This window comes from Kytococcus sedentarius, assembly GCF_041937525.1.
GTDB classification, from domain to species: Bacteria; Actinomycetota; Actinomycetes; order Actinomycetales; family Dermatophilaceae; genus Kytococcus; species Kytococcus sedentarius_A.
Map to the genome: position 1 here is coordinate 1162360 of NZ_CP169391.1, position 20764 is coordinate 1183123.

At 69.1% G+C, this 20764-nt stretch carries 22 protein-coding genes and 1 other RNA gene; 6 read left to right on the plus strand and 17 right to left on the minus strand.

The annotated features are described in order from the left end of the window. Nucleotides 1-31: 31 nt before the first annotated feature. Nucleotides 32-2182 (minus strand): DEAD/DEAH box helicase, encoded by a 2151-nt coding sequence (locus ACEY2A_RS05390; RefSeq protein WP_374929840.1) that lies wholly within the window; start codon nt 2180-2182, stop codon nt 32-34. Continuing rightward, the gene (locus ACEY2A_RS05395; protein ID WP_204160592.1) at nt 2182-3672 is read right to left on the minus strand and encodes an NAD-dependent malic enzyme; all 1491 of its coding nucleotides are present in this window, start codon (nt 3670-3672) and stop codon (nt 2182-2184) included. The genes ACEY2A_RS05390 and ACEY2A_RS05395 overlap by 1 nt, the downstream gene beginning before the upstream one ends. A 121-nt stretch (nt 3673-3793) precedes the next feature. On the opposite strand from ACEY2A_RS05395, the gene ACEY2A_RS05400 reads away from it, so the two are divergent. Next, the gene (locus tag ACEY2A_RS05400) at nt 3794-4180 is read left to right on the plus strand and encodes a co-chaperone YbbN (RefSeq protein ID WP_015779036.1); all 387 of its coding nucleotides are present in this window, start codon (nt 3794-3796) and stop codon (nt 4178-4180) included. A 125-nt stretch (nt 4181-4305) separates the two neighbouring features. Here ACEY2A_RS05400 and ssrA read toward each other — a convergent pair. The 10 genes from ssrA to ACEY2A_RS05450 form a co-directional block, all read right to left on the minus strand. Further along, nucleotides 4306-4671: a transfer-messenger RNA gene (ssrA, locus tag ACEY2A_RS05405) on the minus strand. A gap of 242 nt (nt 4672-4913) precedes the next feature. Continuing rightward, nucleotides 4914-5417 (minus strand): SsrA-binding protein SmpB, encoded by a 504-nt coding sequence (gene smpB, locus ACEY2A_RS05410; RefSeq protein ID WP_374929841.1) that lies wholly within the window; start codon nt 5415-5417, stop codon nt 4914-4916. A 166-nt stretch (nt 5418-5583) separates the two neighbouring features. Further along, nucleotides 5584-7869, minus strand: a complete 2286-nt coding sequence (locus ACEY2A_RS05415) for a hypothetical protein (protein ID WP_374929842.1) — start codon at nt 7867-7869, stop codon at nt 5584-5586. Nucleotides 7870-7877: 8 nt separating this feature from the next. Next, on the minus strand, nt 7878-8537 hold the full coding sequence (locus ACEY2A_RS05420) for an ABC transporter ATP-binding protein (RefSeq protein WP_015779033.1): 660 nt from the start codon (nt 8535-8537) through the stop codon (nt 7878-7880). 69 nt (nt 8538-8606) lie between these two features. Further along, complete coding sequence (locus tag ACEY2A_RS05425; RefSeq protein WP_374929843.1) at nt 8607-8936, minus strand: hypothetical protein; 330 nt, start codon at nt 8934-8936, stop codon at nt 8607-8609. 154 nt (nt 8937-9090) lie between these two features. Continuing rightward, the gene (prfB, locus tag ACEY2A_RS05430; RefSeq protein ID WP_374929844.1) at nt 9091-10203 is read right to left on the minus strand and encodes a peptide chain release factor 2; all 1113 of its coding nucleotides are present in this window, start codon (nt 10201-10203) and stop codon (nt 9091-9093) included. A 97-nt stretch (nt 10204-10300) separates the two neighbouring features. Further along, nucleotides 10301-11563 (minus strand): serine hydrolase domain-containing protein, encoded by a 1263-nt coding sequence (locus ACEY2A_RS05435; RefSeq protein WP_374929845.1) that lies wholly within the window; start codon nt 11561-11563, stop codon nt 10301-10303. Nucleotides 11564-11898: 335 nt separating this feature from the next. Beyond that, entirely contained in the window at nt 11899-12348 is a 450-nt protein-coding gene (locus ACEY2A_RS05440) for a pilus assembly protein TadG-related protein (RefSeq protein ID WP_374929846.1), read from the minus strand. Nucleotides 12349-12404: 56 nt separating this feature from the next. After that, nucleotides 12405-12806: a hypothetical protein gene (locus tag ACEY2A_RS05445; RefSeq protein ID WP_374929847.1), complete on the minus strand. Its 402-nt coding sequence runs from the start codon at nt 12804-12806 to the stop codon at nt 12405-12407. A 56-nt stretch (nt 12807-12862) separates the two neighbouring features. Further along, the gene (locus tag ACEY2A_RS05450; protein ID WP_374929974.1) at nt 12863-13249 is read right to left on the minus strand and encodes a TadE/TadG family type IV pilus assembly protein; all 387 of its coding nucleotides are present in this window, start codon (nt 13247-13249) and stop codon (nt 12863-12865) included. Between the two features lie 541 nt (nt 13250-13790). Between ACEY2A_RS05450 and ACEY2A_RS05455 the strand changes: the two genes are divergently transcribed. Continuing rightward, on the plus strand, nt 13791-14951 hold the full coding sequence (locus ACEY2A_RS05455) for a DNA cytosine methyltransferase (protein WP_374929848.1): 1161 nt from the start codon (nt 13791-13793) through the stop codon (nt 14949-14951). 7 nt (nt 14952-14958) lie between these two features. After that, nucleotides 14959-15723, plus strand: a complete 765-nt coding sequence (locus tag ACEY2A_RS05460; RefSeq protein ID WP_374929849.1) for a GIY-YIG nuclease family protein — start codon at nt 14959-14961, stop codon at nt 15721-15723. Between the two features lie 344 nt (nt 15724-16067). Here ACEY2A_RS05460 and ACEY2A_RS05465 read toward each other — a convergent pair whose 3' ends face one another. Then, nucleotides 16068-16472: a hypothetical protein gene (locus tag ACEY2A_RS05465; RefSeq protein WP_374929850.1), complete on the minus strand. Its 405-nt coding sequence runs from the start codon at nt 16470-16472 to the stop codon at nt 16068-16070. A 106-nt stretch (nt 16473-16578) separates the two neighbouring features. Beyond that, nucleotides 16579-16953, minus strand: a complete 375-nt coding sequence (locus ACEY2A_RS05470) for a hypothetical protein (protein WP_374929851.1) — start codon at nt 16951-16953, stop codon at nt 16579-16581. A 290-nt stretch (nt 16954-17243) separates the two neighbouring features. Here ACEY2A_RS05470 and ACEY2A_RS05475 point away from each other — a divergent pair, with 290 nt between their 5' ends. Next, on the plus strand, nt 17244-18041 hold the full coding sequence (locus tag ACEY2A_RS05475; RefSeq protein ID WP_374929852.1) for a 3-hydroxybutyrate dehydrogenase: 798 nt from the start codon (nt 17244-17246) through the stop codon (nt 18039-18041). 39 nt (nt 18042-18080) lie between these two features. Here ACEY2A_RS05475 and ACEY2A_RS05480 read toward each other — a convergent pair whose 3' ends face one another. After that, entirely contained in the window at nt 18081-18605 is a 525-nt protein-coding gene (locus ACEY2A_RS05480; protein WP_374929853.1) for a hypothetical protein, read from the minus strand. 344 nt (nt 18606-18949) lie between these two features. On the opposite strand from ACEY2A_RS05480, the gene ACEY2A_RS05485 reads away from it, so the two are divergent. Both ACEY2A_RS05485 and ACEY2A_RS05490 read left to right on the plus strand, forming a co-directional pair. Next, nucleotides 18950-19177: a hypothetical protein gene (locus tag ACEY2A_RS05485; RefSeq protein ID WP_374929854.1), complete on the plus strand. Its 228-nt coding sequence runs from the start codon at nt 18950-18952 to the stop codon at nt 19175-19177. Nucleotides 19178-19404: 227 nt separating this feature from the next. Next, nucleotides 19405-19983, plus strand: coding sequence for a TMEM165/GDT1 family protein (locus ACEY2A_RS05490; protein ID WP_374929855.1), 579 nt, complete (start codon nt 19405-19407; stop codon nt 19981-19983). On the opposite strand, the gene ACEY2A_RS05495 is transcribed toward ACEY2A_RS05490, so the two are convergent. Both ACEY2A_RS05495 and ACEY2A_RS05500 read right to left on the minus strand, forming a co-directional pair. Continuing rightward, nucleotides 19955-20344 carry a type II toxin-antitoxin system VapC family toxin gene (locus tag ACEY2A_RS05495; protein ID WP_374929856.1) on the minus strand — a complete coding sequence of 130 codons (390 nt, stop codon included), beginning with the start codon at nt 20342-20344 and terminating at the stop codon, nt 19955-19957. The two genes, ACEY2A_RS05490 and ACEY2A_RS05495, sit on opposite strands and share 29 nt — an antisense overlap. Then, nucleotides 20341-20607: a hypothetical protein gene (locus tag ACEY2A_RS05500; protein ID WP_075867387.1), complete on the minus strand. Its 267-nt coding sequence runs from the start codon at nt 20605-20607 to the stop codon at nt 20341-20343. The genes ACEY2A_RS05495 and ACEY2A_RS05500 overlap by 4 nt, the downstream gene beginning before the upstream one ends. Nucleotides 20608-20764 lie beyond the last annotated feature (157 nt).

Sequence of the window (20764 nt, forward strand, 5' to 3'; positions counted from 1 at the left end):
TCAGCACCGGGGCGGGTTTCGTGGCGGGGGCTCAGCCGTCCTGGCGGCGCGGCCCACGGCGGGGTCCGCCCTGGCCGCGGTAGCCCTTGCCGCCGCCGGAACGGCGGTCGAACCCACCGGAACGCTCCGAATTGCCGCGGTAACCTCCGCGACGGTCGTCACCACCCTGGCCGCGGTAACCACCGCGACGGTCGTCACCACGGTCACGGTCGGACCCGCCGCGGTAACCGCCCCGGTCATCACGCTCACGCTCGAAGCGCCCACCGCGACGCGGTCCGCCGTGGCCACCGGAACGCCCGCGCCCACCGGGCCCGCCACGGCCGCCGCGGTGCGGGGGCTTCGGCGGCGCCAGCATCCGGCGGATGCGGGACTCGTCCACGGCCTCACGCGGCTGCACGTCGGCACCGGTGATGGCCACCAGCTCGTCGCTGTCGGGCTCCATGGACTCGGGCTTGACGTCCACACCGGCCTGGTCCAGCAGGCGCTGCATGGTGCGCTTCTGGTGCGGCAGCGCGAGCGTGACCACCACACCCTTGCCACCGGCACGAGCGGTGCGCCCGGCACGGTGCAGGTAGTCCTTGTGGTCCGCGGGCGGGTCCACCTGCAGCACCAGCGAGACGTCGTCCACGTGGATGCCGCGGGCCGCCACGTCGGTGGCCACCAGCACGGGCAGGCCACCGTCCTTGAAGGCCGCCAGCACGCGATTGCGCTGGGCCTGGTTGAGCCCGCCGTGGAGGGCCGCGGCGAACACGCCGGACTCCCGCAGCTGCTCGGCCACGCGGTCGGCGCCCAGCTTGGTCCGGACGAAGACCACCGTCCGACCGTCACGGGCGGCGATCTGGTTGGTGAGCGTCTTCTTGTGGTGCGGGTGCACCAGGAAGGCGCGGTGCTCCATCGTCGTCACCGCTGCGGTGGCGTCGTCGGTGGAGTGCGTCACCGGGTCCACCAGGTAGTTCTCCACCAGCTGGTCGATCCCGTTGTCCAGGGTGGCGCTGAACAGCATCCGCTGCCCGCCGGAGGGCATGAGGTCCATGATCTGGGTGACCTCGGGCAGGAAGCCCATCTCGGCCATGTGGTCGGCCTCGTCCAGGACGGCGATCTCCACGGCCGAGAGGTCGGCAGCGCCCTTCTCGATGAGGTCGATGAGGCGCCCCGGCGTCGCGATGAGGATGTCCAGACCCCGCTCCAGGGCGGAGATCTGGGGCGGGTAGGGCAGGCCGCCGGCCACGAGCTTGTGCTTCAGGCCGGCCACGTGGGCGAACGGCTGCAACGCGTCGGAGACCTGCATCGCGAGCTCGCGGGTGGGGGTCAGGATGACGGCGCGCGGCTTGTTGCGCTGTGCCCTGCCGCCCTCCAACCGGGCGATGGTGGGCAGCCCGAACGCGAGCGTCTTGCCCGAGCCGGTGCGGCCGCGGCCCAGCAGGTCACGGCCCGCGAGGGAGTCCGGCAGCGTCGCCGCCTGGATCGGGAAGGCGGTGCTGATGCCGTCGCGCGCCAGACGCTCGACGAGCACCTGGGGGACGCCCAGCTCGGCGAAGGTGGGCCCCTGGTGCTCGACCTTCTCCGACGGGGCGGCGGCGAGGGTCTGCCCGGGTGCCGCCTTCTCCACCTCGTCGGCGGGCGGCGCCACCGGTGCGGACGTCTCGGGCGCCGGGGGATGGGTGCGCGCCTCGGGCGCCACCGGCTCCTGCCTGCCGTCGTCGCGGCGCTGCTCGACGCGGTCCTCCCACGGGCGGGCAGGGTTGTGGCGCGACGTGCGCTCGGCGTGCTGGTCGCGCAGCGGGCGGGCCCCGCGCTGCTGGTCGCGGCCCTGGAAGCCGCCACGGTCATCACGACGCTTGAACCCACCCCGGTCATCCCGGCGGTCATCGCGACCCTTGAAGCCACCACGGTCGTCACGCCGGTCATCACGACGCTGGAAGCCACCACGGTCGTCGCGACGCTGGAACCCGCCCCGGTCGTCGCGACGGTCGCTGCCCGAACCCACGGCCGCGCGGCGCCCCTCACGCCACTCAGTCGCCTCGGCGTCACGCTTCGCGCGGTTGCGCTCGATCCTCTTCTTGGTGGCCTTCTTCGCCGCCTTCGCGTCCTCCTTGGCGATGCGGGCGCGCTTGGCCGATGCCTTCTGGGTGCTGCTCCAGCGTTGCTTCTTACCGGTTCGGCGGGGTCCGTTGCTCGGCATCAGGCGTCGGCTCGCTGGGAGCCGGTGCGCTTCGTGGGAATGTTCATCAGGGCAATCGCTTCCGTCTTGGGTCCGGGTGCCTGGGCCTGCTCGTCACGCTCGACGGCGCGGCTGACGGCCCGGGCCACCACCTTGGAGACGTCCTTGTGGAAGACGCTCGGGATGATGTAGGTCGGGTTGAGCTCGTCGGGCGTCACCACGTCAGCGAGGGCGTGGGCCGCCGCGAGCATGAGGTCGTCGGTGACCGTCTCGCTGCGGGCATCCAGCAGCCCCCGGAAGACTCCCGGGAAGACGAGCACGTTGTTGATCTGGTTGGCGAAGTCACTGCGCCCGGTCGCCACGACGGTCGCGTGCTTCGCGGCCTCCTGCGGGTCGACCTCGGGCGTGGGGTTCGCCATCGCGAAGACGACGGCGTCAGTGTTCATGGTGGCAATGTCGTCACCGGTCAGGATATTCCCGGCAGAGACACCGATGAAGACGTCGGCCCCCCGCAGCGCGTCCTGGAGGGTGCCGCGGTGACGCTCGGGGTTGGTGTGGTCGGCGATCCACTTGAGCTGCTCGTCGTCACCGTTCTTGATGTCGTCGCGCTCCGGGTTCACGATGCCGTTGACGTCCGCCACCGTCACGTGGCGGGCGCCGGCCTTCATCAGCAGGCGCATGATCGCCGTGCCGGCCGCACCCGCCCCGGACTGCACGATCTGCACGTCCTCGAGCTTCTTGCCCACCACGCGCAGGGCGTTGGTCAGCGCTGCGACGGCGACGATGGCGGTGCCGTGCTGGTCGTCGTGGAAGACCGGGATGTCGAGCTCCTCACGCAGGCGACGCTCGATCTCGAAGCAGCGCGGCGCGGAGATGTCCTCGAGGTTGATGCCGGCGAAGGCCGGGGCGATCGCCTTCACGTGGGCCACGATGTCCTCGACGCCGCCGGCGTCCAGGCAGATCGGGAAGGCGTCCACGTCCGCGAAGCGCTTGAACAGGGCGGCCTTGCCCTCCATCACCGGCATGGCGGCCAGCGGGCCGATGTTGCCGAGCCCCAGCACCGCGGTGCCGTCGGTGACCACCGCGACGGTGTTGCGCTTGATGGTCAGACGCCGGGCGTCCTCGGGGTTCTTCGCGATGGCCTCGCAGACCCGCGCGACACCCGGGGTGTAGATCAGCGAGAGGTCGTCACGGTTGCGGATCGGCATCTTCGGCTCGACCGTGATCTTGCCGCCGAGGTGCGCCAGGAAGGTGCGGTCCGAGATCCGCTCGATCTCCACGCCCTCGATGTCGTTCAGCGCCGCGACAATCTCCTCGTTGTGGTCGGCGCTCGTGCCGGCCACCGTGAGGTCGATCGTCATGGCCTGCGGCGTGGAGTCGCTGATGTCCAGGGCGGTCGTCATGCCGCCCGCGGCGGCGACGGCGCTGGTCAGCTCCCCGATGGTCGTCGCCCGGGCGGGCGCGGTCAGGCGGATGGTCAGGGCATTGGACGCCGAAGGCACAGCACTCATGTCCCTATTGTGGCGCATCGACGGCCCGGGACTCCGCGACCGGGCCGCTGCAGCCCAGAACGTCGCTGGGATCACTCCCCGCCCGCGGAATGACGCCGGATCCGTCCGCTACTGTTGCCGCATGCCGGTCACCACCCTCACGGATGACACCTTCGAGTCCGCCGTGACGTCCGCCGAGGCCGCGGTCGTCGTCCTCACCGATGCCCACTGCTCCACCTGCGGCCACTACACGACCGTGGTCGAGCGGGTCGCCGAGCAGATGGCCGACGAGGCCGAGTTCTACTTCGTGAGCCACGACTCCGCCCCCGAGGTCTACGCCTCCAGCGGCGTGCGTTCCGTGCCGACCACGGTCATCTTCCGACAGGGCATGCTCCTGCACCTGGACTCCGGTGCCCACACGGAGGAGAACCTGGCGCAGCTGGTCCACGTGTTCGCCGAGGCGGACGTCGAGGAGATGCGCCAGGCGGTCCAGGAGCAGGGGACGACCGTCATCGGCCAAGAGGACTGACCCCATCGGCCACGGGCGCCCCGAGCAGGCACCTGCGGCCCCACGCACACGACGAAGGCCGCCCCCGGATCTCTCCGGGGGCGGCCTTCGCGCTTCGCAACTGCGGGGCGATGACGTGACACTGGTGGTGGAGATGGCGGGAATCGAACCCGCGTCCGTCGTCACACGACCAGGGCTTCTCCGGGCGCAGTGCGCTGTGGATTTTCTCGGCCCCAGGACTCGCACGCACACGTCTCCTGACAGGCCCAGTCGAGTGAGAGTCCCACCCAGCACCTCGACGATGCTGGGCAGCAAGTTTCCTAGATGATGCCAGGCACTGAGTCGGAAACTAGCTCAGGCTGACAGACTTCGGGCTCGCTCAGGCGGCGAGGGCGAAGTCGGTGCGCTTGGAATTGGCACCTATTGGTTTGCAAGGAACGTTTACGAGATGACCTTGCCTTCTCGGCCCGCTTCCCCTGGGACAGTGATCGACGTCGAAACCGATCATCCCCATGGGGTCACGTCATCGCTGTGCAGTTGTGAAGGATCGCGCCCGCCGCAGCGGGTGTCGTGCATCGTACTGGTCAACACCGGCGCTGGCCAGTGCATTCCCGGTGCCCTCAGTGTCCCTGCCCCCCGGGACGGGCCCGGTTCTGCCTTCTCCCCGTCCAAACGACCACGTCCACGCGGGGCAGTCTGGCCGGGGAGAAGGCAGTTTGCGCAGGGTGGGTGGGTACGGGGGCGGGCAGCTCGCTCAGCGGCCCTGCTGCATCTGGTAGCGCAGGCTCATCTGCGCCTGCTTCTCCCGCTCGTCCTGCTTCTCGCGCAAGGCGTGGCGCTTGTCGTACTGCTTCTTGCCCTTGGCCAGCGCGATCTCGACCTTGACCCGCCCGTCCTTGAAGTACAGCCGCAGCGGCACGATGGTGTGGCCGGCCTCGTTCGACTTGCCGATGAGCTTGTCGAGCTCGTGGCGGTGCAACAGCATCTTCCGCTGGCGGCGCGCGGAGTGGTTGGTCCACGACCCGTTGAGGTACTCCGGGATGTGCACGTTCTCCAGGAAGAGCTCACCGTTGCGATCCGTGGCATACCCGTCCACCAACGAGGCCCGCCCCATCCGCAGTGACTTCACCTCGGTGCCCGTGAGCGCGAGCCCGGCCTCGTAGGTGTCCTCGATGATGTAGTCGTGCCGCGCCTTGCGGTTGGTGGCGACGACCTTGTTGCGCGGGTCGTCCTTCGCCTGCTTCTTCTTCGTGGCCATCGCTCCTCCTTCCGTCCACGCGGACCGTCGTCACCCGCCCGGGAGTCCCTCCGATGCGGGGCGCACCCCCATCGAGTGGGGCGACGGTGCACCGTACCCGAGCAACGCCGCGGGGCACACCCGGATTCCCGAGCGCGCCCCGCGGCGCTTGCTGGGTCGCGAGCGCTCAGGCGCGCCGCTCCCCCGCCCGCACCCGCCAGCTGGCCGCAGCGCCACCGAGCAGTGACCCGAGCAGGCCACCGACCGCCACCAGCGCGAGGGCGACCCAGGGCAGGCTTCCCACGACGATCGTGTTGTTCACCAACGGGTTGATCGTGAACAACGACAGGAGGATGCCCGCCAGACCACCCAGCGTCGCCATGGAACCCACCAACAAACTCACCTGCAGCACGGCCGATCGAAGCCACCGGGCGCCCAGGCCGCTGGCCTTGAGACCCGCCAGGAGCGGCACCAGGCTGCGCACCAATCCGCGCATGCCGACTGCGCACACCAACAGAGCCAGAAGAGTGAAGGCTGTCGCCGAGAGTTGAACACCCATGGAGATGGGGATGGGGTCGGTGACGCTCGTGGGCCACACCATGACGGGGTTGACGGAGTTCTCCTCGGCCCAACGAGCCGCCTGCCGGTCCTGCGCGGGGGTCAGACCGGAGTGCACCCACAGGGTGTCCACCCGTGCAGGTCTTCCCGGCTCCCCACGGCGAAGGGACTGGAGGTACTTCAGGTCCTCATGCACAACGAGTGCTGTCTCGGTTCCGCCTGGCTCAGTGGTCAACGGCAGCCCGCGGGGTGACGCCAACGCATGTTCCTGCTCGCCGGTGAGCTCGCCGAAGATGGCCTCGGCATCTGCCACGTCGCGAACAGCCCACCACGACTCGTAGTCGCCATCTTCCGTCGGCTGGTCGGCGTACCAGACCACCACTGGGTCCCCCAACCCCATGTCCTGCTGAAACTGGGCGTGGAGTTCACCGTCCGGCGGTTGTCCCGGGGCCGTCCCTTTGAACGCGACAAGCCCCGGCGGCATACCGGTGGAGGAGCTGGCGTTGAGGTGCGCGGTCAGACCGGCTGCCACCGCGAAGGTGGATCCGACAATGCTGCTGAGAAGGGCCACCACAACCACCAGTCCGGTCAGACCGCCGGCTTGGCGATTCACCAGGCGGCGAGCCAGCAGGCCGGGCCCCACCGCACCGTGGCTCGGCAACAGACTCATGGCTGCTCCAGCGATGAGAGCAGTGCCCAAGCAACTCGCGAGCATCGTCAGCAGGATGGCGGTGTACCCCCTGCCCTGAAATGCTCCCACGATGGCCAGCACACATAGCACGGCACCTGCGACCGCCATCACGCGCGGAGGAAGAGCGCGCCGTGACGCTGGACGCGGACGGGCCCCTGTGGGGAGCGCCGTCAGCAGCCCGACCACTGCGAGGCCCGTCAGAACACCGACCCCGATGGGAGACCCCCACCACTGGAAGGGCGGCAGCGGCCTATCGCCCGCGAGAAGGAATCGCCTCATGGCCGCCGTGGCTGCGAGTGACCCCAGCCACGCCCCGGCCAGTACCGCGGTTGCCGCACAGAGCGCTGCGAGGACTGCGGCACGATGCAGGTCACGCGTCGGCAGACCCACTCGTCGCAGGGGGACGGTGGTGCGCCGCAGGGCACGCAGCATCAGGGCTCCGGTCATGAGCGCCCCAAGCCACACCGCCAGCACGGCCGGGAGCCTCCGCTCCATCCACGCCTTCGCGCTGAAAGACGAAGCCTTCGCGCGAATCTCCTCCGCGGTGTAGGACGGGTCCAGCCCACCTGTCTCCACCTCCCGGTCCAGACGTGATGCCGCCGCAGCCGGATCTGGGCTGCTCCAGTAGACCTCGCGGTAGCTCGTGATGCCCGCTCGCTCAACGGCTGCGGGGGAGATCTGCCAAGTCCGCCAGGTCCCCGGCGCACCATGGACCACCTCCTGCGATGAGGCCCACACCGAGCTCACCACACCCACCACAGTGAGCTTCAACTCACCATGGACGGGCCGCAACTCGCTTCCAACACGCAGCCCGGTGGCCTCACTCACCGCCACCTCGCCGGGACGAGTGGGCCACCGCCCCGAAGCGAGTTCGAGGTCGCCCGCCACAGAGGGGTTCGGTAGGGGCTGTTCGTAGTACGACAAGCCCTTCGAGCCTGCAGTTGTCTGCACCTCCAGCGACGCGAGCAAGCGAACGGCATCGACCTCAACGCCGTCGAACAATCTGCCCGTGTCCGCGGGTGATCGGCCAGGTGGCACCGGCGCCGCCATGGTGGTCTCGCCGTCACTCCCACCCAGCACCGAGACGACCTGTTGCTCGGGACTCAAGTGCCGAGACTCGAGGCTGAGGTAGGACGTCCAGCCCAATGCCGCTGCCACGAGGAGCGGGAGCATTGCCAGTCGGAACGAACGCGTCCGGAGAAAGAGGGGCACCAGGGTCGACACGGACCCCTTCATCTCAGTTTCCCGTCCACAAGGTGGTACTCGCGGGACACGTGATCGCGCACCGAGAGGTCATGCGTGCACACGACGACAGCAGCGCCGTCCTGAGCCAGACTGGCCAGCAGCTCAAAGACTGCCTGCGTGGTCCTGCTGTCCAGGGACCCGGTCGGTTCATCGGCCAAGATGACCTGCTTGCCCCCAGAGATGGCTCGGGCAATGCCCACCCGCTGCGCCTGACCCCCTGAGATGCGCGCGGGGCGGCGCTCCGCAAGCTCTGCCACGTGTACGCGTTCCAGGGCGTCCATGGCTTGCTGGCGCGCTCTTCGCCCATCGGTCCCACGCGCCCGCAGCACCACCTCGATGTTCTCCAGCACCGTGAAGTCCGGCACCAGGTTGTGGTCCTGGAACACGAGCCCCACTTTCTCCAGCCGCATCTTGGCAAGTGCGGCGTCGGACGCCGCGGTCACGTTGACACCTGAGACGAGTGCGCTACCCGCATCCGCAGGCTCCAATCCCCCCAGGATGTTCAACAGGGTGCTCTTGCCCGAACCACTGGCCCCGGTCAGGGCCACGCATTCCCCGGCAGCCACCGCCATGCTCACGCCGTCCAACACCCGCACCGTCTCCCCCGGGGAGACGAACGACTTCTCGAGCCGCTCCACATCAATCATGATCGATCTCCTGGACATGCTGGTGGCGCCGCCGCGCGGGCGACGCCACCAGCGTGGGTGAAGGAACGGTCAGCAGCCGCGACCGAGGGAGTATGAGCTCACCTCGTCGTTGTCCCTCCACGAGAAGCTGGGGTCGTACGTCCGCGGGCCCGACGTCCAGCACTTGCCCCTCTCGTTGGCGTCATGGTGGAACGCCACGATCCAAGGCGTCTCGTTCTTCATCGAGCTGAGCTCGTCGTTGGCCACACCGGACATGTTCCACCATCCGGTGGTGTTGCGGCTGCCGAGGAACGTCTTGTAGTTCGCGTCCTTGTACAGCTTCAGGTCGGCCGAGGCAGCGACCGGGCCTGTGGCGACGGCGGCGGTCACCACGGTGGCCGAGATGAGCTTCTTGAGCATGGGAGTACACGCCCCTTCTGTGTGTGCATGCCGGGGCGATCGCCCCGATCGCCCCGATCGCCCCGATCATGGCATGAATCACACCTCAGGGTGAGCCACTGCGGGTAAAGACTTGGTCAAGAAACTCGCCCGTCCAGGCGGTTCTGCCCGGGCCTCAGTCGGACTGCTTCTCCTGACCCCGCTGCCAGCGGATGCCGGCCTCGATGAACGCATCGATGTCACCATCGAACACGTTCTGGGTGTTGCCGACCTCATGACCGGTCCGCAGGTCCTTGACCATCTGGTACGGGTGCAACACATAGGAACGCATCTGGTCGCCCCAGCTGGCCTTGATGTCACCGGCCAGCTCCTTGCGCTCCGCGGCCTCCTCGGCCTTGCGCTGCAGCAGCAGGCGCGACTGCAGCACGCGCAGCGCAGCGGCACGGTTCTGGATCTGCGACTTCTCGTTCTGCATCGAGACCACGATGCCGGTGGGGATGTGCGTCATACGCACGGCCGAGTCGGTGGTGTTCACCGACTGGCCCCCGGGACCCGAGGAGCGGAACACGTCCACCTTGATCTCGTTCTCCGGGATCTCGATGGAGTCGGTCTGCTCGATGACGGGCACCACCTCCACCGCGGCGAAGGAGGTCTGGCGCCGCCCCTGGTTGTCGTACGGCGAGATGCGCACCAAGCGGTGGGTGCCGCCCTCGACCACCAGGTTGCCGTAGGCGTAGGGCACGTTCACCTCGAAGGTGACCGACTTCAGCCCCGCCTCCTCCGCGTAGGAGGTGTCCAGCACCTTGGTCGGGTACTCGTGGCGCTCCGCCCAGCGCAGGTACATACGCATCAGCATCTCGGCGAAGTCCGCCGCATCGACACCGCCCGCCCCGGCGCGGATGGTGATCACGGCCTCGCGCTCGTCGTACTCCCCCGACAGCAGCGTGCGCACCTCGAGCTTCTCGACCGCCTGCTTGATGGAGGTCAGCTCGCGGGACGCCTCGGCGAGGGTCTCCGCGTCGCCCTCCTCGGTGCCCATCTCGACCAACACCTCGAGGTCGTCGATGCGGGAGTCCATGGACTCGATCCGCTCCACCTCGCCGCGGACGCGGGACATGGCCGCGGAGACCTTCTGTCCGTTCTCCGGGTCGTCCCACAGGTCGGGGGCGCTGGACTGCCGCTCCAGGTCCGCCAGCTGCTCCTTCAGGCGGGGCAGGTCGATGACCTCCCTCACCGACTCCATGGTCGTGCGGAGCTCACGGATCTCTTGCGCATAGTCGACAGCCACAGCCGTGCAGTCTACGCGGCGGCCGCGGCGGGGCCGCCCGGACACCACGAGGGCCCCGACGCCGCAGCGCCGAGGCCCTCGCAGTGGTGCTGTTCGATCAGCCGACGCGGAACTGCTTCTGGGCCAGGAACGGGATGGACTCGCGACGGGCAGCCGCGCGGCTGTACCCGGCCGGGCGACCGGAGCGGTTGGTGCTCACCGCGAAGCAGGCGTCCATGACCTTGAACTGGCCCTCCTGCAGCTGCTCGAGGCCCTCCTGGTGCCACGGGCGACCGGTCATCATGTAGGCCATGCGGCGCCAGCCGTCGCGGTTGGACAACGACATGGCGGTGGAGCCGAAGCCGCCTCCGTCGTGGCCGTAGAGCTTGCCACCGGAACCGGTGAACACGTCGTCGATGACCATGACGCCGTAGCCGTAGTTCGCCTGCTTGGCCGCGCCGACCGGCGTGATCATCTGGTCCACGGAGCGCTTGGAGAGCATCTGGTGGCGCAGCAGCACCGCCCAGAAGTCGGTGATGTCGGCCGAGGTCGCCTGGGCGCCGCCGGAACCGGAGAAGATGCTCATGTTGACGTTCTCGAGGCGCTCCTTGCGGCGGCCGTCGACCGCGACGTCCTCGAGCTCCAGCTCCGGACGCTCCACCTTGGCGCTGTTGTACAAGCGCGTCTGGTTCATGCCCATCTTCGAGAAGACGCGGTTGCGCAGCAGGGTGCCGATCTTCTGGCCGGTGGCCTTCTCCAGCATCATCGAGAGCACGACGTAGCCGGTGTTGGAGTAGGACCACCCGGTGCCCGGCGCGAACTTCCACGGCAGCTTCTTGGCCTCACGGATGATCTTCGCGTGCGACCACTGGTCGTTCGTGAAGTCCTCGATGACGTCGATGCCGAAGTTGGGGATGTATGGCAGCACGTCGTTGACGTGGTCCGGCATGCCGGAGGTGTGGTTCATCAACTGCGCCACGGTGATCTTGCCGCGGCCGGCCCACAGACCCGGCAGCACGTCGTCGATGGTGGTCCTCAGCGTCCAGCGACCGGCCTCGATCTGCTGGAAGACGGCGACGGCCACCATCGGCTTGGTGATGGAGGAGACGCGCGCACGGGCGTTGGCGCGAGCGGCCTCCTTGCGGGACAAGGAGAACTGGCCAGCAGCGATGTCCATGCGGCCGTAGCGGCCGGAGACGGAGCACACGGCGCCGACGAGCGGCCTGTTGATCATGCCCTTGAGGGCAGCCTTCAGCGCCTCGGCGTTGGGCCCGGTGGCGATGGCGGCCTGGGACGCCGTCACACCGGTGGTCAGCGCGGCGCCGGTGGCCGTGGCGGTGGCCAGGCCGGCGAACTGACGGCGGGACAGAGCTGTGGTCATCTCTTACTCCTCACGTTGAGTCCGGGGTCAACCCGGTAGGGGCATGTTCATCCTCTGAGGCCTCCCGGGGAACCGCCACCCACCCACGGGATGACGTGCGGCGGTCCACCGGGGCCCTCTGTGTCGTCCACGGCGGGAGGCGGACCCTCCTGAGGTCATCCGAAGAGCGGGAACCGTCCACGGCAGGTGACCCGCGCGCCCCGTAGAGAGCGAGGTGCGACCCGCCGTGAGGTCGAGCCCACCGTGGACCCCCCGGACGCTGGCGACGGCCCCCACGGCCGTACTGCCGCTGAGGGCGTCGAGCCGCGGCAGGGGCACCCGCCAGACCGCGGACCTCAGGGCGCCTGGCCACTCCCACCGCGCGCCGTCGACTCCACGGTGACCGTGGCACCGCCCGGCACGTAACCACGCACGAGCCCGGTCACCGCGAAGCGCGGGCGGCTCGTGACCCGGACCGTCGCCTGCTGCCCGTCGCCCGTGGGGGTGGCCCGGGTGACCTCCCAGGCCTCGATGCGGGACGAGGGCACCTGCCGCGCCAGGGACTCCCGGGCGGCGCGGTCGACCGCGCCGGGGTCGAGCAGAGTCTCCTGGTCGCCGTAGTAGCCGTCCTCGGAGAACTCGTCGGCCGCCCCCCGGGCGGCCGCGTCGGCGGCGTTCAGGGTCTCGATGCGGGCCAGGTACAGACTGGTGGTGTCGATCCCGACCAGCAGCAGGCTGGTGAGGATGGCGACGAAGCCCATGAGCAGCAGGCCGATGCCGCCGTGCTCCCCGGTGCTTCTCCGCACCCCCTCGTCGTGGGGCGCACACCCGGGTGCCGGCTGGTCGCTGCTGGGGCTGTGCCTCATCGGGTCTCCCGGTAGGTGTCGAGGGGCTCAGTGTGGGTGGCGGTGAAGGTGAGGACCGACGGGCCGTCGATCCCGATGCGGTCGAGACCGGGGAGCTCCACCGTCACCTCCGTGGTGGCCGTGACCGCCCCCTCCGGGGTGGGCTCGTCGCAGCCGGCGCAGCGCAGCTCGGCCACACTGGCGTCGTGGCCGAAGTCCTCGCCCGTCATCGCGGCCGCCGCCCGGGCCGAGGACTCGGGACCGGGCCGGCCGGCTGTCACCTCCGCCACGGCCACCCGGGCGGCCTCCCGCGCCGAGGCGGTGCTGGCGAAGGCGGCGGACTGGAGGCTGGCCAGCAGCACGATGAGGTAGATCATCGGCACCAGGACGAAGGCCACGATGACGGTGTACTCGACCATGGCGCCACCGTCCTCGGGGCCGGCCGGAGTGGCGGGCGACTGCCCGGATGATCGGTTCACTCGCCCTCCTGGAGCGCGCGGCCGCGAACGGTCAGGTCCTCCCCGATGCCCCACGGACCCAGCACCGGGAGGTCGGCCGTGACCTCCACGACGACCACCGACCGGCCGCCGACGGTGTCGCGCGACTGCCGGACGTCACTGACCGCGCGGCCCGCCGAGGCCCGCTCAGTGAGGTAGCGGGCGCGCTGCACGCCGTCGCCCGGCCCCGCATCGGACCGGGCGCCGTGGCGCGCGCCCTCGACGGCGAAGGCGGTCAGGGAGTTCTTGACGTGCAGGGCGAAGGCGAGCTGGAGGACGGCCATCACCGTGAAGATCGCCACCACGCTGGTGAGGACGAACTCCGCGGTGATGGCCCCCCGCTCGCGCGGCCCGGTGCGTCTCAGGGGCCGTGCACCCCGGAGACCGCCGAGGTGAACAGGTTGTTCAGCATCGGACCGGCCAGCGCCCACAGGGCGGTGACGATGCCCGCGGTCATCATGGTGATCAGGACCCAGCCGGGACGTCGCCGCGCTCGGTGTCCTCGGCCATGCGCGCGTAGACCGTCACCAGACGGGCGTAGATCGACTGCAGGGTGGTCATGCTGAGACTCCTTCTCTGGGGTGTGTGACAGGTGCGCACCGGAGGGGGTCCCCCCGACGTGCCCCTCGCTGGGGGCGGGCGGGGAGCAGGTGCCCCCCTCGGCCGCCGCAGGGGCGACCGGGTCTGTGGGGTGGCGGGGCGCGGCGCCGGCCTGCACCGGGCGGCGCGCAGCACCGGGTGTGCCCGCGGGCGGCGGGCAGGTCAGGGGCTGGGTCTGGTGGGTCGTCACAGGTTCACCTGCAGCGCGCCGAGACCGGGGTACATGGCGAAGACGACCGTGAAGTTTCGCTGCCTAGCGCGGCGGGGCTGCGAGGCGCTGTCGGTGGTCTTGGTTAGGCTGTCGGCATGGGAGAAGTGACGCCGATCAGTGCTGCGCGACCGAAGGTACTCGAGTTCTTCGCCGGCATCGGGCTCGCACGCATGGGGCTTGAATCCGCGGGCTTCCGCGTGACCTGGGCCAACGATTACGAACCCGACAAGAAGGCGATGTACGTGGCCCAGTTCGGCGACACGGACGACCACCACACGTTCGCCCTAGGCGACATCGGCAAGGTCAAGGCAGACGACCTCCCCCGCGACGCCTCGCTGGCATGGGCTTCCTCCCCGTGCACCGATCTTTCTCTCGCCGGGAGCAGGGCCGGCTTCGCCGGGGCACAGTCAGGCACCTTCTGGCACTTCATCAAGCTGCTCGAAGAGCTCGACGACGACCGTCCCGAGATCGCCGTCCTTGAGAATGTCACCGGGTTGGCCTCCTCGCATGGTGGCGACGACCTGACCGCGGCCATCAAGGCGTTCAACAAGCTCGGCTACTCGGTAGATGTGTTGGCCATCGACGCGCTCCGCTTCGTCCCACAATCCCGCCCGCGGCTGTTCCTCGTCGGGGCGACGAACCCGCCCGTCGACACGCCCGAGCCCAACTCCGAGCTCCGTCCGGACTGGCTGCAGTGGGTCTTCGGGGCCAAGGACCTTCGCACACACCGAGCGACTCTTCCGATGCCTCCGGCACCGTTGACCGAGGGCCTGGGCGACCTTGTTGAAGACATGCCGTTGAGCGACGATCGGTGGTGGGACGAGGATCGGACTAGGGCCTTCACAGAATCACTTTCGCCGACCCAGCGTGACCGCGTAGCCGCCCTCCGCAGAGGCCCCGGCGTGAAGTACCGCACCGCCTACCGGCGCACCCGCAACGGAGTCGCCGTGTGGGAAGTGCGAGCCAACGATGTCTCCGGCTGCCTGCGCACGGCTCGAGGGGGCTCGTCCAAGCAGGCCGTCGTGCGGCTGGGGAATTCCCGCCTGCAGGTGCGCTGGATGACGCCGCGCGAGTACGCGCGGCTCATGGGTGCCGGCGACTACGACCTGACCACGGCCCGGACGAACCAGGCACTCTTCGGCTTCGGCGACGCCGTCGCGGTGCCCGCGGTCACCTGGCTCGCGGACAATTACCTCATGCCCTTGGTGCGGGGCGAGCTCGCAACGACGCGCGAGGAGGTGGCGGCTCATGGGTAGTCGCGGGGTGGCTAGCTACAACGAGCCGGACAAGAAGCCACCAACCAAGAAGTCGATGCCCACGCCGTTCGTCCGTGGCTTCCGAGAGTTACTCGCGGACGCGCTGGCGCAAACGGACCCGGCAAGCGGGAAGAAGCTGAACAACTGCATAGGCGTGTATGCGTTCTATGACTACGACGGCGAGCCCATCTACGTCGGGCAGACGGCCGAAGACTTCGGAACCCGCATCGGGCGGCACCTCCGCGGCCAGCGATCGGACACGCTCGCCTACAGGATCCTCGACCCATTTGAGGTCGCGGACATGGAGTTGTACCCGGTCGATGAGCTCCGTCACGTGCCAGCCGCAGAGAAGAGGGCGCGTCTGGACGCCATCGAGTACTCGGTGTACGTCAAGGCGATCCGCAACTCGAGGTACCAAGCCATTCTCAACGAGAAGATCCCTCCGGTCTCTACGTTGGTGGATTTGCCTGCCGCGCATCGCTTCACCTTGGTGCCAGATGCCATGCGCGAGGACCGAGAGCACCCTGACGTCCGTATCGCGAGGCGCGCTGAAACGCTGGCGCGAGTGGCTGCGGTCGCACATGAGCGGGGCGAGGTCTCTGCAGGGCTTCGTCGGGTCATTGTGATCCAGGCAGTTCGGCTGGCCGACCTTGCTGCCGCACGCCTTGCCTACGCCGAAGGCCGTCGCCGACCGTCCCCGGACGCGATCGATGTGCCCGAGCTAGTCGGCAATGTCATGGCCGAGTTTTCCCAAGAGGACTCGGCGGATTAGTCGAAACTGTTCCGCTTACGATCTCGGGCACGCCGCTTCTTCTCAACAGACCGCGCATTGTGCGCAAGCCGACACATGTCACAGCGACAACCTGTGTCGTAGGCCACGCTGGAGCCGTGGGAGCCCACTATGCGGCCGGCTGCCCGCTGCCGCTTGATGTACGCAGCGTGATTCGCCGCGTGAGCGGCGCGGCACTCATCGCAGCGACAACCGAGGTTCCCGTAGCCGTTGGATGTGCCGTGGCGAGGGTCGTCGGGGGCCAATGGCTCGTCGGGGTTCGCCATGGCAATAGCGTAGGGCACCCTCCCCAAATGGGTCCGCCACCACACCCCTGCGTGGTGGCGCTAAAGGTCGCCCCCGATGTGCCGGTCAGCATGCCGGAAGTCGACGCCTCCGTCGCCGCAGGTCGAGCACTGCAGGACACCGATCCGTGGTTGGGTGGATGTGAAAATCCAGGCGTCGCAGGCCCCGCACTGCCAGACGAAGCAGTCCTGGCGCAGGTGGCGGAGCATCTCCCAGGCCCCTTCGGCGTCGAAGCACTCGATCCTCGCAGGGTCGGGCTGGTTGATCTCGTTCAGCCAGCCAGCTAGGTCGTACCGGGCGACCGCGAACGAGTCCTGACTCACGACGTACACGTGGTCGTCGACCTGTTGCGTCGCGACCAAACAACCTCCGCCGGTGTCGAAGAAGTTCAGCGACGCTGCCTGGGCACCGCCGGCGAACTGAACGACCTCTTCACTGGGCAGCATCGCGCCTCCGCTTCCTCATCCCGCCAGGATGCCAGAGCCAATGCCGAGGTTCAGTCACTCACCCAGAGCCGACGCCCCTGCGAGTACCTTTGTGCCGCAGGAACGCTCATTCGGTGGGCCCGAGGAGAAAATTCTGACGCCGGACGCGCGAGTTCACCCAGATCTCCTCGACCTCCGGGTCGTCGAGGTACTGCTGCAGTTCCCCCAGGCCACTCACCGCGTCGACCAGGCGCCGGCGCACCCCCTCCTCGTCGGCCAGGAGGCTCGCGCGCCCCGCACCCGCCGACTGCTGGTGGGCCTCCACCACCTCGGCGACCACCTCCCGCACGGCAGCGGGGTCCGCATCCGGGTCGAGCTCGCGGCGCCGGACCACGTCGCGCACGCGCTCCTCCAACACCCGCTCGGTGACGCGGTCGTCGCGGGGCAGGCTGCGGGACGCGCCCGCCGTGGGGGCATCAACCTCGACGCTCGTGGGGGGCATGGCATCTCCGGGTCGACCAACAGGTACATCCGGCACGGTAGGCATCTGGCGGACGCTCCCGGCGAACGTTGTCCACAGGCCCCCGACAGCCGTTGGTGATCCCCTGACCGAATCGTTATCTCCCGTTCACCCACGCTGTCGGACAGTGTGCTGGCGGCATCGTGGAAGCGGGCTCAGGGCAGGACGCTGCGCGGTGGGGGTAAAGAACAGGCAAAGCCGCGTTGGGAAAGTCCTTGCCGAACGTTCACCGACGCGACACCCGTCACACCTCGGTTCGTAGACTCCCGACCATGAACACCTCCCCCAGCCGCACCTCCTCCGCCACCACCCACCTGCTCACCGGCAAGCGCGCCCTGGTCACCGGCGGCGCCGGTGGATTGGGCTCGGGCATCGCCACCGCCCTGGCCGGCGCCGGGGCGCACGTGGTGCTCGCCGACATCAACGGCGAGAAGCTCGCGGAGGTGGTCGCCCGCATCGAGGCCGATGGCGGCACCGCCGAGGCGTGGGAGCTGGACCTCTCCGACAGCGGTGCCCTGGCCGAGCTGTCCTTGCAGGTCGACGTGCTGGTGAACAACGCAGGCATCCAGCACGTCCAGCCGCTCCACGAGTTCGATGTGGCCAAGTGGGAGCTCATCCAGAAGCTCATGCTCACCGCGCCCTTCCTGCTCACGCGCGCAGCGCTGCCGCACATGTACTCCGCGGGGTGGGGCCGCATCATCAACATCTCCAGCGCCCACGGCCTCCGGGCGAGCGAGTACAAGAGCGCCTACGTCTCCGCCAAGCACGGCCTCGAGGGCCTGAGCAAGGTGACCGCCCTGGAGGGCGCGCCGCACGGCGTGACGAGCAACTGCATCAACCCCGGCTACGTGTGGACCCCGCTGGTGGAGCAGCAGATCAAGGACCAAGCCGCCAGCCACGGCATGAGCGAGGACGAGGTGGCCGAGAAGGTGCTGCTCAAGAAGCAGGCGGTCAAGGAGTTCACCTCCGTCGAGGCCGTCGCCGACGCCGCCCTGTTCCTGTGCGGGCCCCACTCCTCGTCGATGACGGGCGCGAACCTCGTCATCGACGGCGGCTGGTCCGCCCAGTGAGCGCGACGTCCGGCTGAGCACGCGCCTCACCCGGACGGGTCAATCCTCGCCCCACTCGACCCCGGGGCACCCCTCGACACGCAGCTCGAGCCCCGCGGTGTTCGCGAACACACGCGCGCGCCCCCCGGAGGAGAGGATGACCGTGGGTGTCACCCTCTCCGGACACTCCACCTCCCCCGTGAGCCGGGCCGCGACCGTCAGGTCCGACTCCCTGCCAGGGGGCACGATGCGGTCGGCGTCCGGCGGCGGCGGAGTCTCCTCGAGGGAGCCAGCGCCGATGCGCCAACCCGGGTCCTCCGTAGCCCAGAAGTCGACCACCTCCACACCCGAACCGGCTGGGTAGGTGAGGTCCACGACCTCGACGGGTGCCGTGGACCGGTTGTGCACCGTGCCCACCCCGTCCAGGACAGTGCGGTCCCGGTCCCGGTCCATGAGGGCGCCGGTCGTCGACCCGGGGTGGGACGCCAGGTGGACCTGCGGGTCCGGCAGCGCCGCCGACCCCCATGCCAGCGCGAGGGCGAGACCCGCCCCGACCCCGAGCCCCATCACCTGCTGTGCGGACACGGCCACCCCTCTCACGGCATTGCGGTGACGATCGCCACCAAGTGGGAGTGTACTGGCACGATGCCGCACCACACCATGGCCCGGCCGCGCGGTGGGGACTCCTCCCTCTCGGTGAAGTGGAGCCTGACATGCACGGTGGGGCTGCACGAGGTGGGTCGCTTCTCGATGATGGCGACCGTCCTGGACACCGAAGACGTCGCCGCACTCACCGCGGCGCAGGAAGCTCGGCTGTGGGAGATGGGTGCCGAAGGCCTGTGGGAACAGCGGACGGGGCGCGGCCGTGAGACCTGGCAGGGGCCGGGATACTGTCCTGATACTCGGCAGCCTGATCAACGGGGAGAAGCGTGTACGGCACCGGATGGCACGACCACAACACCGCGCTGACGGGCAGCAGCCCGGGCGGGCCGCCGCCGGGGCCCCCGTGGTGGTGGAACCTGGGCATGCTCGTGGTGTGGCTGGTCCTGTTCATGGGACCGCTGTCCCACCTGGGCTTCCTCTGGTTCTGCGTCTCGTTCGTGGTGGTCTACCTCATCGGCTTGGTCGTCATCGTGCGTATCCGCGGGTGGGACTGAGCTCGCCACCATGGGCCCGGCGGCACTGTTAGGCTCTACCCCACCGAGAGGGAGTAGTCCCCAACACCTGTGTCGACACACTGGCCAGCACCACCGGCCCGGCGCAGGAGGCCACGTTTCGTGGCGGACGAGACTTTCGACCACCGCACGGACCCTTCGTACCCGTGCCTGGTCGAGGCGTCCGGGATGAGAGTCCTTCCGCTGCGACCAGGCGGAAAGAGACCCCCATGGAAGCCTTCTGGCTGAGCACAGCCGTCATCTTCATCGCCGAGCTCGGTGACAAGAGCCAACTCATGGCCATGACCTTTGCCGCCCGCTACCGGGCCCGCGACGTGCTCATCGGCATCACCATCGCCACCGCGATCGTCCACCTGGCCAGCGTCGGCATCGGCTGGTGGATCGGCGACGCGTTCGCCGACTACCAAGGCGCCATCGCCATCGTGGCCGGCATGGCGTTCCTCGGCTTCGCCCTGTGGACCCTGCGTGGCGACGAGCTCACCGACGAAGAGGCCGCCAAGGCGCGTAACTCCACCGGGCGGGCGATCTTCGCGGTCGGTATGGCCTTCTTCCTGGCCGAGCTGGGTGACAAGACCATGCTGGCCACCATCACCCTGGCCACCCGCGAAGGCTGGTTCGGCACCTGGATCGGCAGCACCCTGGGCATGGTCGCCGCCGACGCCCTGGCCATCGTCGTCGGCGCCGTCCTCGGCCGCAAACTCCCCGAGAAGGTCATCACCTACGGTGCGGCAGCCCTGTTCGCCCTGTTCGGCGTAATCCTCATCCTCGAGGGTGCGGGAGTGTTCTGAGCCCCCGCTCCCCCGCCACCCGCGTGAGGCGCTCGTCCATCGTGGCGAGCGCCTCATCGCGCATCAGGGCGTGGTGCAGCACGATGCAGTCCGGCATCCGCAACCCCGACTCCGCACGGACTCTCGCCAGTTCGAGTGGGTCCTCCTGCGACTCGATGAGGCGAAGGCCCAGATCCTCGAGCACCTCCAGCGCTCGTTCGCCGGTACCGGCGCGCACGTGCCACACGAGCGCCTCTGCCAGGGTCACGGCGGGAATGTGCAGGTCTTCCTCTGGGGCCTCCACCAACAGCCCCGCCGCCCGGCTGTGGTGTGCATCCTCGGGGTTGAGCAGGGCGATGACCACGTTCGCGTCGAGGATCACGCCGGCCACTCCTCGTCACGGGCGGCCCTGACGGCCTCGACGGAGCCGATGCCGGCGAATTCGTCCCTGGCGGACTCTAGGATGCGCCGCCGCCGGGCCGACTCCTCCGCTGCCTGCTCGCGGTGCAGTCGCTCCCCCTCCAGGGCGAGCCGCACCACCAGCCGGGACCGGCTCAGCCCCGGCCAACGGCGGTGGGCACTGTCCAGCGCGGCGGCCAGTTCATCGGACTCGGTGACGAGGTGGCGGGGACGTGTGGTGGGCATGACCCGAGTGTATCCCCAGGCCCAGTCGGTGTAACACCGTCTGCGCAGACCCCCACGCACACGACAGACCCACCGGGTCCTCACAGATCCACCACGTACGCAGGGGACTGTATGGAAACCCGGTGGGTCGTGCGAAACCGCACCTTGGCGCGGGGTG